Below are 12,639 nucleotides of genomic sequence, written 5' to 3' on the forward strand. Positions count from 1 at the left end.
GAGTCGTTGTGCAGCCCCTGGATTGCTTCGTCGCTTCGCTCCTCGCAATGACGACATTGCTTAGTTGGCCGCCCGCCGCCTGATCGCGACGAGCCAGATCAGTTCGAGCATCAGCAGGCCCAACCCGAGCAGCATGCTGAGCTCCGCATCGGTCGCCGTCTTCGGCAGCGTGACCGTCGCCGGCGCTGCCGGCACCACCGGCCGCTTCAGCGCGGCGAGCTGGACGTCGTGGTCTGCTTCAGCGCGGCGCTCCTTCTGCATCGCCGGAATCCGGCCGCGTTCGCCGAACACCTTCTCGTAGTCCCAGCCGGCCGGCAGGTTGATCGGCAGTTCGGCGAGCCTCAGTGGCTCGCCGTCGGGACGGCGCGGCGTCTTGTCGACGGCGACGAGGCTGGTCAGGCGGCTCACCAGCTGGTGCTCCAGCGCGAGCTTCAGAATGGCGCCGTCGGCTTCCTCCGGCGTCATCTGCCGCATCGTCTTCGCCACCTCGGCATCGCCGATCTTGCGCCGCGCCCACAGCTTTGAGAGGCCCTTGCCCTCGGCGGCGCCGGACAGCGGCAGCGTGATGGTCCAGGGCTGGTCGCCGATGCGGCCCTTGAGCTGCAGCGATCCGGCGAGGCGATCGATTTTGGCGGCCAGCACCAGCGGCTCGTTGCGATAGACGTCCGGCAGCACCGTGGGCGTGAGGTCGGCAGAGGCTTCGGAGAACGTCGCGCTCAGCCCAGTCACCACCGGGTTCTCCAGCTTGGCGAACAAATCGCGCATGCGGTCCTCGACCTGCTCGACCGAACCGATATGGATGAAGGCGCCGCGTCCGAGCTCGGCGGCGCGCGTCATCAGATAGGTGTTCGGCGCCGAGCCGATGCCGACCATGAAGATGCGCGAGCGGCCGCGCATCGCGGTGATGGTCTCGAACAGCTGCTGCTCGTTGCCGATGGCACCATCGGTCAGAAACACCACCTGACGCACGCGGTCGGAGTCGCTGCCGTCGTCGGTGAGCGCCGCGCGCATCGCCGGCACCATCTCGGTGCCGCCGCGCGCGTCGAGCGCACTGACGAAGCTGGTCGCGCTGCCGACATGCTCGGCATCGGCCGGCACCGAGGCGGGAAACAGCACGGTCATGGTGTCGTCGAAGCGGATCACGTTGAAGCGGTCGCCCGGCTGCAGGCGGTTCAGCGCATAGAGCAGGCTGGCCTTGGCCTGGCGGATCGAGGTGCCGCCCATCGAGCCGGAATTGTCGATCACGAAGATCACGTCGCGCGGCTGCGGACGCTGTGCCGACGCCGTCACTGCGGGAGGCGTGACGAAGGCGAGCAGATAGTCGGCATCGCCGACCTGCTCGTGGAACAGGCCGACCGACGGCGTCGCGGCGGCCGCCGGCTTCCAGGTCAGCTCGAAATCGCGATCGGCCGGCACCACGCCCTCGGCGAGCGTCACGACACGCGTCTTCGCATCGGGGCTGTCGATCGTCACCTGGTGATGGTGACTCTTGACCTCGCCGATGGCGAAGCCCGCCTGCAGCCGCACCGTGATCCTCGTCGGATTGACCGGATCGGTCTTGGCTGGGTCGAGCACCTCCGGCGAGATGCGGTCGCGATCAGGCACGGGATCGTTGCTCGCTGCGCCCCAGCCGTTGCCGCCCGGGCGCAGATCGACGCTCTGCACGATCGGCGCCGGATTGTAGCGCGGCGCCACGACCAGCGGCACCCGCAGCGAGAACTCGCCGCCGCTCGCGGCCACCGGCTGCTGATATTCGATCTGCACCAGCACGGTCTCGCCGGGGCCGATATTGGCGAGCGAGTTGGTGAAGATGTTCGGTCGCTCCTGCTCGGTGAGCGCCGCGGTCTTGCCGTCGCGCTTGGCCTGCTCATAGATCACCTTGGCCTGTTCGCGCGGCTTGATGTCGCCGACCACGACGCGGTCGCCGACGATCATCTTCAGTGTGTCGACCGCGCTGTCGGGTGGCAGCGGATAGACATAGACCGCCTCCATCCATTGCGAGCTGGTGTTCTTGAACAGCTGCGTCACGCGCGCCCGCGCGGTCGGGCCGGAGACGACGATGTCGACATCGATGCCGAGCCGCGGCGCCTCGGCATAGCGGCCGTCGGACTTGAACAGCAGTGCGCCGGAGCGGGCGTCGCCCGGCCTGGTCAGCGGCGCCAATGGCCCTTCGGCGGACCAGCCAGGGGTGACGCTGAGAAACAGCGCCGTGAAGCCGACCAGCAGCACGGCGGCGGCCTGGAGCAGCAGGAATAGCAGCATGGTCACGATCCATGACCTGACCGGATGGGTGCTGCTTCTGATATCGTGGTCCATTGTCTCGCTCATCATTGCCTCCGCAACGAACAAATTCGGCAGGCCGAGACTGGGCGCAGCGCGCCGGCACCGCGAGCGGAATGGTCGGTCTTGTTCGGCCGCCGCCCGCCCGCGCATGTCCTGTCGTGGTCGAGAGCGCGGCTGATCTGTCCGGGTTTGTGCTGATTTGTCCGTCTGCTAGAAGAGGTGCGCATCACGCGGCAGGGGACAGGATGTCGATACCGGACAACAGCGAGCTTTCCGACGAGCAGAGCCGGCAGGTCGCCGAGACCGTCCGCGAGGAGATCGCGCGGCGCCGGATGTCGCGGCAAGCGCTGGCGGAGCAGGCCAAGCTGAGCCTCTCGACCCTCGAGAAGGCGCTCGGCGGCCGCCGCCCGTTCACGCTCGCCACCATTGTCAGGCTCGAGCAGGCGCTCGGCATGTCCCTGCGCAAGGCGCCGAGCGCACCTCTCGCCGCGCCTGCCGCGAGCGGCGGCATTGCACCCGACAGCCTCGGCTCCTATTCGCGGCGGGCTGTGGAGTGGATCGAGGGCACCTACGTCACCTTGCGCCCGTCATTCGGCGACAAGGACGCGATCTACGCCTACCGCACCGACATCGTCTGGGACGATGCCGCGTCGTCGCTGACGTTTCGCGAAGGCGCGCGGCTCGATGCGGCGTTCACGCAGTTCGGCGAGGTTGCCGTGCCAAACCAGTCCGGCTTCGTCTACCTCGTCACCAACCGCCACGGCCAGCACCGCCTGATCACGGTCTCCAGGCCGACCATCACCGGCGAGATGTACGGCATCATCACGACGCTCCTGGCGGGCCGCGGCTCGCTGCTGACCCCGATCGCCGCGCCGATCGCGCTGCTCCCGCTGCGCAATGTGGTGGAGCCGAGCTTCGGCAGACTCGGTGCTGACGATCCGCACTATGGTTTTTATCGCGAGCACCTGCGCAAGACCGTCGAGGAGCCGTTTGCGCTGTTCGTGCAGGGCGTGCCGTGAGATTTGGGCACACGACTAACCACCGTCATTGCGAGGAGCGAAGCGACGAAGCAATCCAGAGTCGTGAACTCGGCCCTGGATTGCTTCGCTTCGCTCGCAATGACGGAGTTTGTAGTTGCCGCCGTGCTTCTAGCCATGCAGCGTCGTCCCGGCGAACGCCGGGACCCATACCCCCAGGGTGCGGTTTGAGTCCGGCTGGTCATTGGCTTTTTCGCGCCACATCACCGCCGCGGAGTATGGGTCCCGGATCGGCACCGTGCCGCGCTTCGCGCGTCACGGCTTGTCCGGGACGACGGCGGTGGGGTGAGGCGGATTCACGGGATCAAACAGCGCGACGTTCAAGCAGCCGAACGTCTCAACGACAGATCGGATCGATCAGCAGACAATCGACTAAGGACGTGTCATCGCAGTCTCGCGGCGACACTCGCCCGAGGTTTCAATCAGTCCGTCCCTCTTCACGTGCAGAGGGCGCAGGGAATGCCGGGTGAAGGCCTCACCCATGGCCCGCCTGCGAAAAAAATGCAGGCGGCAGGTACCACAGGCAAAGCCGAGCACGCCGGCATTCCCTGCGCGATGGGTTGAACGCTTATACGCAGTCTCCCTGGTGCACCGGCTTGTTGGCCACCATGCCGCGACAATGCTTGCGCGTTGCGCGGGAGACACCAGCTTCGGGGTGTCAGGACGCTGCGACTTCACGTCCGCAAGCGATCGTTCGTCCGCGCCCTCGTGAGAAGACGCTGCGATCTCTCGCGGCCACCGCATCCCCGCCTCGCGTGTCGTGACGATCGCGCGCAACGCCCCTCTGCGGTGAGGCGGGATGTCGAGAGATGATCATGGATTCGGAAAAATAGCAAGAAGTTTTTGGATGGCAGAACGTTGCGTCACGGGCAGTCTGCTCCCCTCCCCCGTGCGGGGAGGAGTCGGGGGTGGGGGTCCACGAAGACCGCTCGAAGTATTGGGGTGATGAGAAGGAATTGTTCTGGGGGGTGGTTGCGGCGCCGAAATGCGCTGTGCCCTTCACGGCCTTTGGAGTGCGGAGACCCCCACCCCCAACCCCCCCCGCAAGGGGGAGGGGAGCCGATCGTCGGCGTAGAGAGAGGGGGGCTCAAGCGATGCGGCGCGCCGTTAGACGATTCCGAGTGAGGCGCCGCAGCGACGCTGCTATCCCCCGACATCCGCGCTGATGATGTCGCCGAACAGGTCCCACTTGCCGCCCTTGAACTGCATCATCTTGAGCTGCTCGATCGGGGCGAAGTCGTTGGGGCCGGTGTTGACCTTGATGCCGGGGATCAGGGTATCCGGCGCGAAATCCTTCAGGCTGGCGGCCTGCTTCATGACGTTCTCGCGGGTCAGAGTGTCGCCGCACTGCTTCAGGGTCTGCACCATGGTCTGCGCCGCGGCATAGCCATAGGCGAGGTTGGCGTCGGAGATGTTGGCGCCGGGCATGTACTTGTCGATGAAGGCCATGAACTTCTTCATGCCCTCGTCGTCCTTCCACTGCGGATCCGACGGGTCCTTGAGATAGCCGGCGGAGAGCACGCCCTCGGAGGCTTCGAGGCCGGCCGGCTTCATCACGGCGCCGATCGAGATCGAGACGTCGGTCATCAGGTGCATCGGCTTCCACTCGAGCTCGGCGATCTTCTTGATCGCCTGGGCCGCGAATTTCGGGGTCGCGATGTTGACGAACACGTCGGCGCCGGTGCCCTTCAGCTTGACGATATGAGCATCGATCGACGGCTCCGAGGTCTCGTAGCTCTCCTCGGCCACGATCATGGTCTTGGCCTTGTCGCCCAGTACCTCCTTGATGCCGAGGACATAGTCCTTGCCGAAATCGTCATTGGCATAGAAGATCGCGATCTTCGCGTTCGGCTTTTCCTTCAAGATATACTTGGCGAAGATCCGCGCCTCGACGCGGTAGCTGGGCTGGAAACCCATCGTCCACGGAAATTCCTTGGGGTCGTTCCACTTGCTGGCGCCGGTGGCGAGGAACAGCTGCGGCACCTTCTTGGCGTTGTGATATTTCTGCACGGCGGTCTGGGTCGGCGTGCCCAGCGCGTTGAACACCAGGAACACCTCGTCGCTCTCGATCAGCTTGCGCACCTGCTCGACCGTCTTCGGCGGGCTGTAGCCGTCGTCATAGGAGATGAAGTTGATCCGGCGACCGTTGATGCCGCCCTGGTCGTTGATCATCTTGAAATAGGCTTCCTCGGTCTTGCCGATGATGCCGTAGGCCGAGGCCGGGCCGCTATAGGCCTCGACATTGCCGATCTTGATCTCGGTGTCGGTGGCGCCGGTGTCGTATTTCTTTTGCGCAAGGGCGCTCTGGCTCGCCAGTACGGAAAAGGCGGCCGCGGCCGCGAATGAGAGCAGTGTCCTGGTCGTCATCGGCAACATTCCCTGGGCTTCCTCTGGTTGAATTTTCGTGATTGTCGTTCTTGCTCTTGGCCTGCGGCGATGGCGACCGTGCAAGGCCGCTCACCACAACGAGTGGGCAGATGTGTGCAATGCACTGTCTTGCGTCCAGGCGCTGGCCCTGGGAAGCCGGCCGGGCCGACCGGGCGCGCCGCAGGTGATTTTGCCAGCCAGCCACTCCACGCAAGTTGATACGGGCGTTTCCGGCGCATCTTCTGAGGCGCACGAAGCAGGATCCTCCCGGCACCGCCATGACGAAAAGCCCGTTCTATACGGCCGAGCACGAGGCCTTCCGCGACGTCATCAAGCGCTTCGTCGACAAGGAGATCGCGCCGTTCGCGAGCGCGTGGGACGAGGCCGGCGAATTTCCGCGCGCGCTGTATCTGAAGGCGGCGGAGATCGGCCTGCTTGGGCTCGGCTTCCCGGAGGAATTCGGCGGCGTGCCGGCCGACCAGTTCATGAAGATCGTATCGTCGCAGGAATTGGCGCGTGCGGGGGCCGGCGGCATCAGTGCCAGCCTGATGAGCCATACGATCGGCGCGCCGCCGATCGCGCGCGCCGCGCAGCCGCAGGTGAGGGCGCGCGTGCTGCCGGAGATTCTTGCGGGGCGCAAGATCTCGGCGCTGGCGATCACCGAGCCGAGCGGTGGCTCTGACGTTGCCAATCTCAGGACCAGGGCCGTCCGCGACGGCGATCATTATGTCGTCAGCGGCGAGAAGACATTCATCACCTCCGGGATGCGGGCCGACTACATCACCGTCGCGGTGCGCACCGGCGGACCGGGGCCGGCGGGCGTCAGTCTGCTGCTCGTGCCCGGCGACACGCCGGGGCTGACGCGCACCAGGCTCGACAAGATGGGCTGGTGGGCGTCGGACACGGCGACCCTGCATTTCGACGGCTGCCGCGTGCCCGTCGAGAACCTGATCGGAGAGGAAGGGCAGGGCTTCAAGCTGATCATGCACAATTTCAACAGCGAGCGGATGGGCATGGCGGCGAGCTGCACGGCCTACGCCCGTGTCTGCCTCGACGATGCGATCTCCTACGCCCGGGAGCGCCACACCTTCGGCAAGCCGCTCGCGCAGCACCAGGTCATCCGCCACAAGCTGGTCGACATGGCGCAGCGCGTGGCGGCGTCGCAGGCGATGCTGGAAATGCTGGCGTGGCGGCTCGAACAGGGCGACAATCCGGTCGCCGAGATTTGCATGATGAAGAACCAGGCGACGCAGACGATGGCCTACTGCGCCTCCGAAGCGGTGCAGATCTTCGGTGGCGCCGGGTTCATGCGCGGCATCCGCGTGGAGCGGATCTATCGCGAGGTGAAGGTCAATGCGATCGGCGGCGGCACCGAGGAGATCATGAAGGACCTGGCGAGCCGACAGATGGGATTGTGAGCAGCGCTCTCTTCGCTCGTCATGCCCGGGCTTGACCCGCCTGCGGGGCCAAAGCCCCTTCGGCGCGGCGGAGCCCGGGTATCCACGGTGCTTGCCACACAAGAACAACGACGTGGATGGCCGGGACAAGCCCGGCCATGACGTCAAGAAAAGAGACGACAGGAGCTCGAGGAAGAATGCTCTTCACCGCCGACCACGACGAACCGCGCCGCATCCTGCAGAAGTTCATCGCCGCCGAGATCAATCCTCACGTCGACGCATGGGAGGAGGCTGGCATCTTCCCCGCGCATGAGCTGTTCAAGAAGCTCGGCGACCTCGGCTTTCTCGGCCTCAACAAGCCGGTCGAGTTCGGCGGCCAGGGGCTGGACTATTCCTACGCGCTGATGATGGCGGAAGAGCTCGGCGCCATCAATTGCGGCGCGATCCCGATGGCGATCGGTGTGCAGACCGACATGGCGACCCCGGCGCTGGCGCGGTTCGGCTCCGACGAGGTGCGCAAGGAGTTCCTGGCGCCAGCCATCTCAGGCGACTACGTCGCCTGCATCGGCGTGTCCGAGCCCGGTGCCGGCTCCGACGTCGCCTCGATCAAGACCCAGGCGCGCTCCGATGGCGACGACTACGTCATCAATGGCGGCAAGATGTGGATCACCAACGGTACCCAGGCCGATTTCATCTGCCTGCTCGCCAACACCAGCGACGGACCTGTCCATCGCAACAAGTCGCTGATCTGCGTGCCGATGAAGAGCAAGGGCGTGCAGGTCGCGCGCAAGCTCGACAAGATGGGCATGCGCTCGTCCGACACCGCGCAGATCTTCTTCGACAATGTCCGGGTGCCCAAGCGCAACCGCGTCGGCGAGGAGGGGCAGGGTTTTACCTATCAGATGATGCAGTTCCAGGAGGAGCGGCTGTGGGCCGGCGCCGCCTGCCTCAAGGCGCATGAGGCGATCATCAATGCGACCATCGAGTACACGCGCAACCGCAAGGCCTTCGGCCGCTCGATCCTCGACAACCAGGTCGTCCACTTCAAGCTCGCGGAGATGCAGACCGAGGTCGAGCTGCTGCGCGCACTGACCTATCAGGCCGCGGAGGCGATGATCGCCGGCGAGGACGTGACGCGGCTCGCAACCATGGTGAAGCTCAAGACCGGCCGGCTCGGCCGCGAGCTCACCGACGCCTGCCTGCAATATTGGGGCGGCATGGGCTTCATGAACGAGACCCCGGTCAGCCGCGCCTATCGCGATTCGCGCCTGAGCTCGATCGGCGGCGGCGCCGACGAGGTGATGTTGACCATCCTGTGCAAGATGATGGGGACCTTGCCCGGCACCGGCAAAGCGGGGAACGCCTGATGATCACGCTGTATCATTGCGACGGCGCGCGTTCGTTCCGCCCGCTGTGGATGTTGGAAGAGCTTGAGCTGAACTACGAGTTGAAGATGCTGCCGTTCCCGCCGCGGGTGCTGGCGAAGGAGTATCTGGCGATCAATCCGCTCGGCACGATCCCGCTTCTGATCGACGGCGAGACGAAGATGACGGAGTCTTCCGGCATCTGTCACTATCTCGGCATCAAGCACGGCCCGACGCCGCTGATGGTCGGACCTGAGGAGGCGGCCTACGGTGCGTTCCTGAACTGGATGTATTTCTCCGACGCGACGCTGACGTTCCCGCAGACGCTGGTATTGCGATACACTCAGCTCGAGCCGGAAGAGCGTCGTTCGTCGCAAGTCGCCGCCGACTATGCCAAATGGTTCCTGGGCCGGCTGCGCGCGGTGGAGGCAGCGACCGCGAATGCCGAGTTCTTGTGCGCCGGTCGTTTCACCGCGGCCGACATCGTGATCGGCTATGCGCTGCGGCTCGCCGACACGCTCGGCCTTTCCAAGGAGTTCGGGCCGAATGTGGCGGCCTATTGGGCGCGCCTGCAGCAGCGCGATGGCTACCAGAGGGCGCGCGCTGCCGAGCAGCGTGCAGGCGTGGAGCAGGGCATCAAGCCGCGTGTCAGGCCGTGAGTTGCGCACGTCATTCGGGCGTCCCGGATGACGGATGCATCCTTGAGCACTGGGTTAACCGCGACAAAAATCGGCAGTCATCGCCGATGACAGCGACGCGAATTGCGCTATGGTTCTCTTCCAAAGAAGCGGCCGACAGAGCCGCGCCTCAGGAGGAAGACCATGGATGTGAAGACCATGGACGTGACGCGCCGGGACTCCGGCCATCTCATGCTGATCACGCCCGAGCGCGTCTTCTACGCCGGGCTGCTCGGCCGTCCGCGCCAGCGCTGCTCGGGCGCGTGCCATATCTACGTCGCGCTCACCGGCAGCCTGCGGCTGATTCCCGATGGCGGCGAGGAGCGTTGCGGCGAGCTGCTGGTCGTGCCGCCCAACAGGCAGCACACGATCGAGAGTGATTATCGCACCGTCATCGTCGTGACGATCGAGCCGGAGAGCGTGCCGATCGGCACCCTGGACCGCTTCGCCAGCAAGGTCGCGCGCGAGGCGGAGGCCTATGCCTGCCGCATCCGCGCCGCCTATGAGGAGCTGGTGCAGCGGCCGCTGAGCGGCGACGTCACCAGCGCCGTGTTCGACCGGCTGTGCTTCGGCGAGGTGCTGCCGCAGCGGACGCTCGATCCCCGCGTGGTCAAGGCGATCGGCCTGATCAGCCGCTTCTCCGGCGAGCCGGCGACCGCCGAGAGCTGCGCCGCCGCCGTCGGGCTCTCGACGTCGCGCTTCCTGCATCTGTTCAAGGAGGAGACCGACATCTCCTTCCGCTCGTTCCGCGCCTGGAAGCGCGCGCGGCATCTGCTCAACTACGCCAACCAGGACCTCAACCTGGCGCATCTCGCGCAGGACATCGGCTATCCCGATTCCACGCATTTCAGCCACTCGATCCGCCGCTTCTACGGGCTGAAGCCGCGCGCGATCTTCTCCGGCTCGCGCGATCTCGCGATCTACCGCGCCGGCGAGGCGGCCTTGACCACCTGATCCGGCTTGTCCGCGCGCCGCGACAGGGCGGCGCGCAGCGGAAACTTCGACAGTTCGAGCATGATCAGCGTCGTGATCGCGGCGGCTGCAGTCAGCGCGAGATCGTCGGCGTGCAGCGGTCCGAACCGGAACAGCGCCGCAGCGGCAGGCAGCGTCAGACTTGTCGCGAGCACGGCGACGACGAAGCCGATCACCAGCAGCAGCATGCGGTTCGGCCGCAGCAGCGCCTCGCGCAGCGAGCTCGAGAACGAGCGGTTGACGAAGATCAGGCTGACGATCACCGACACCAGGCTGAAGAACACCAGCGCGCGGAGCTCGTCGTCCGGCATGCCATTGCGGTGTGCAAGCAGCAGTACGCCACCCGTGGCGAGCATCGCCAGGATGCCCTGCAACGCCCCCCACAGCACCAGCGGCCGCGGCAGCAAAGGCTCCTGCGGATCGCGCGGCGGCCGCCGCATGATGTCGCTCTCCTCGGTCTCGGCCTCGAACACCAGCGAGCAGACGGGATCGATGATCATCTCGAGAAACGCGATGTGCACGGGTCCGAGCAGCAGCGGCAGGCCCGTGACGAGCGGCAGCAGCGCCAGCCCGGCGATGGGAAAGTGCACGGCGAGGATGAAGCTCATCGCCTTGCGCAGATTATCGTAGATGCGCCGGCCGAGCCGGATCGCCTTGACGATCGAGCCGAAATCATCGTCGAGCAGCACGATCGCCGAGGCCTCGCGCGCGACGTCGGTGCCGCGGCCGCCCATGGCGATGCCGATATGCGCGGCCTTGAGCGACGGCGCGTCGTTGACGCCGTCGCCGGTCATCGCGACGATCTCGCCGTCGGCCTTGAGCGCGGTGACGATGCGCAGCTTCTGCTCCGGCATGATGCGCGCGAACGCCGTCGGCGCGCGCGCCGCAAGCGCCAGGGCGTCGTCGTCGAGATCGGCAAGCTCGGGGCCCGCGATGACGCGCTCGGGATCGATCCCGGCCTGCCGCGCAATGGCGGTGGCCGTCGCGGGATAGTCGCCGGTGATCATGATGACGCGGACGCCGGCGGCGCGGCACTCGGCGACGGCATCCTTCACCTCCGGGCGCAGCGGGTCGGCGAAGCCGACGAGACCGCGGAATGAGAACGCGAAGTCCTGCTGCGCGTCGGGGAGCGCCTCGCCGCTCCAGCTCGCCTCGGCGACGCCGAGCACGCGCAGGCCCTCGGCGGCGAGCGTCTCGACGCGCGCCTGCAGCGCCGCCAGCGCGCCGCCGTCGACGCCGCACAGCTTCGCGATCGCTTCCGGAGCACCCTTGGCCGCCGCGACACCGGCGCCGTCGCGCGACCAGACGTTGGTCATCGCCAGCAGGTCGGGGCGCAAACCGTAGCGCCGCTGCAACGTGGCGCCCGCGGTGGCGTCGGCGCCGAGCGCGTGAAGCGCCTTCTCCATCGGATCATGCGACTGCGGGTCGCAGGCGAGCACGGCGGTGGCGACGAGATCGCGGAACGGCGGTGCGATGGCTTCCGGCGTCGCCGTCGCAGGCTGCAGCACGCCGCCGTCCGGCAGCACCAGCCGGGCCACCATCATGCGGTTTTGCGTCAGGGTGCCGGTCTTGTCGGAGCACAGCACGGTGGCGGCGCCGAGCGATTCGATTGCCGAGGCGCGCCGCGTCAGCACCCGCGCCTGCGAGATGCGCCAGGCGCCCATCGCCAGGAACACCGTCAGCACCACCGGGAATTCCTCAGGGAGCATCGACATGCCCAGCGCGATGCCGGCGAGGATTCCCTCCAGCCAGCCGCCGCGGTACATCGCATAGAGCACGACCGTGATCGCAACCACGATGGCGCCGCCGATCGCGAACGCCACCACCAGGCGCCGGGTCTGCTGCCGCAGCCGCGGCGTCTCGGTCTCGAGCGCGGTCACCGACTGGCCGATCCTGCCGATCGCCGTGTGCGGCCCTGTCGCCATCACCTCGGCGATGCCGCCGCCGCGCACCACCAGGCTGCCGGAGAAGACGAAGGGCTGGTCGTCGCCGCCGGCCACGGTTGCCGCGTCCATCGCTTCGCCGGCGGCCGGCCGCTTGCGCACCGGCACGGATTCGCCTGTCAACAGCGATTCATCCGTGAGCAGATCGTCGCAGTCGCGCAGCACCGCATCGGCTGCGACGCGATCGCCCTCCGAGAGCACGATGAGATCGCCGCGCACCACCTCGCGGCCGGCGATGCGGATGCGCTCGCCGTCGCGGATCACCAGGGCGCGCGGGCTGGACAGGTCGCGCAGCGATTCCAGCACGCGCTCGGTCCGCGCCTCCTGCACGATGGTGATGAAGACGGAGGCCGAGGCGAACACGCCGAGCAGGATCGCCTCGGCCATGTCGCCCAGCGCGAGATAGATCCCGGCGCCACCCAGCAGCAGGAGCAGCATCGGTTCCTTCAGAACGTCGGCGACGAGGCGCAGGATCGAGCGCGAGCCTGCTTGCGGCAGCTCGTTGAAGCCCTCCGTCTGCAGCCGGCGCGCGGCTTCCGCCGCGCTCAAGCCATCGGGAAACATTGGCGCAGGTTGTGGGTCGGTCGACATTGCACGCC

General features: G+C 66.7%; 8 protein-coding genes. 5 read left to right on the plus strand and 3 right to left on the minus strand.

Features of this window, described 5'->3' with window-relative positions; genetic code table 11:
* Positions 1–60: 60 nt before the first annotated feature.
* A complete protein-coding gene (locus QX128_RS17575; RefSeq protein WP_316238060.1) occupies positions 61–2,328 on the minus strand; it encodes a marine proteobacterial sortase target protein in 2,268 nt (755 codons plus the stop codon).
* 200 nt (positions 2,329–2,528) lie between these two features.
* Here QX128_RS17575 and QX128_RS17580 point away from each other — a divergent pair, with 200 nt between their 5' ends.
* Positions 2,529–3,302, plus strand: a complete 774-nt coding sequence (locus QX128_RS17580; protein ID WP_315801676.1) for a helix-turn-helix transcriptional regulator — start codon at positions 2,529–2,531, stop codon at positions 3,300–3,302.
* A 1,161-nt stretch (positions 3,303–4,463) separates the two neighbouring features.
* Here the strand turns inward: QX128_RS17580 and QX128_RS17585 are convergent.
* The gene (locus tag QX128_RS17585; protein ID WP_316179363.1) at positions 4,464–5,696 is read right to left on the minus strand and encodes an ABC transporter substrate-binding protein; all 1,233 of its coding nucleotides are present in this window, start codon (positions 5,694–5,696) and stop codon (positions 4,464–4,466) included.
* Positions 5,697–5,965: 269 nt separating this feature from the next.
* Between QX128_RS17585 and QX128_RS17590 the strand changes: the two genes are divergently transcribed.
* The 4 genes from QX128_RS17590 (at position 5,966) to QX128_RS17605 (ending at position 10,079) form a co-directional block, all read left to right on the plus strand.
* Positions 5,966–7,105, plus strand: coding sequence for an acyl-CoA dehydrogenase family protein (locus tag QX128_RS17590; protein ID WP_316238061.1), 1,140 nt, complete (start codon positions 5,966–5,968; stop codon positions 7,103–7,105).
* A 176-nt stretch (positions 7,106–7,281) separates the two neighbouring features.
* Complete coding sequence (locus QX128_RS17595) at positions 7,282–8,451, plus strand: acyl-CoA dehydrogenase family protein (protein WP_316238062.1); 1,170 nt, start codon at positions 7,282–7,284, stop codon at positions 8,449–8,451.
* The gene (locus QX128_RS17600; protein ID WP_316238063.1) at positions 8,451–9,107 is read left to right on the plus strand and encodes a glutathione S-transferase family protein; all 657 of its coding nucleotides are present in this window, start codon (positions 8,451–8,453) and stop codon (positions 9,105–9,107) included. The genes QX128_RS17595 and QX128_RS17600 overlap by 1 nt, the downstream gene beginning before the upstream one ends.
* A gap of 177 nt (positions 9,108–9,284) precedes the next feature.
* Positions 9,285–10,079 carry a helix-turn-helix domain-containing protein gene (locus QX128_RS17605; RefSeq protein ID WP_316179432.1) on the plus strand — a complete coding sequence of 265 codons (795 nt, stop codon included), beginning with the start codon at positions 9,285–9,287 and terminating at the stop codon, positions 10,077–10,079.
* Here QX128_RS17605 and QX128_RS17610 read toward each other — a convergent pair.
* Positions 10,046–12,631 carry a cation-translocating P-type ATPase gene (locus QX128_RS17610; protein ID WP_316238064.1) on the minus strand — a complete coding sequence of 862 codons (2,586 nt, stop codon included), beginning with the start codon at positions 12,629–12,631 and terminating at the stop codon, positions 10,046–10,048. The two genes, QX128_RS17605 and QX128_RS17610, sit on opposite strands and share 34 nt — an antisense overlap.
* Positions 12,632–12,639: the final 8 nt, after the last annotated feature.

Source organism: Bradyrhizobium sp. SZCCHNR1015, from assembly GCF_032489875.1.
Classification (GTDB): domain Bacteria; phylum Pseudomonadota; class Alphaproteobacteria; order Rhizobiales; family Xanthobacteraceae; genus Bradyrhizobium.

Excerpts from the sequence above, each read along its gene's own strand:
- QX128_RS17575 (WP_316238060.1), bottom strand. The coding sequence starts at position 2,328 with ATGAGCGAGACAATGGACCACGATATCAGAAGCAGCACCCATCCGGTC.
- QX128_RS17580 (WP_315801676.1), top strand. The coding sequence starts at position 2,529 with ATGTCGATACCGGACAACAGCGAGCTTTCCGACGAGCAGAGCCGGCAG.
- QX128_RS17585 (WP_316179363.1), bottom strand. The coding sequence starts at position 5,696 with ATGTTGCCGATGACGACCAGGACACTGCTCTCATTCGCGGCCGCGGCC.
- QX128_RS17590 (WP_316238061.1), top strand. The coding sequence starts at position 5,966 with ATGACGAAAAGCCCGTTCTATACGGCCGAGCACGAGGCCTTCCGCGAC.
- QX128_RS17595 (WP_316238062.1), top strand. The coding sequence starts at position 7,282 with ATGCTCTTCACCGCCGACCACGACGAACCGCGCCGCATCCTGCAGAAG.
- QX128_RS17600 (WP_316238063.1), top strand. The coding sequence starts at position 8,451 with ATGATCACGCTGTATCATTGCGACGGCGCGCGTTCGTTCCGCCCGCTG.
- QX128_RS17605 (WP_316179432.1), top strand. The coding sequence starts at position 9,285 with ATGGACGTGACGCGCCGGGACTCCGGCCATCTCATGCTGATCACGCCC.
- QX128_RS17610 (WP_316238064.1), bottom strand. The coding sequence starts at position 12,631 with ATGTCGACCGACCCACAACCTGCGCCAATGTTTCCCGATGGCTTGAGC.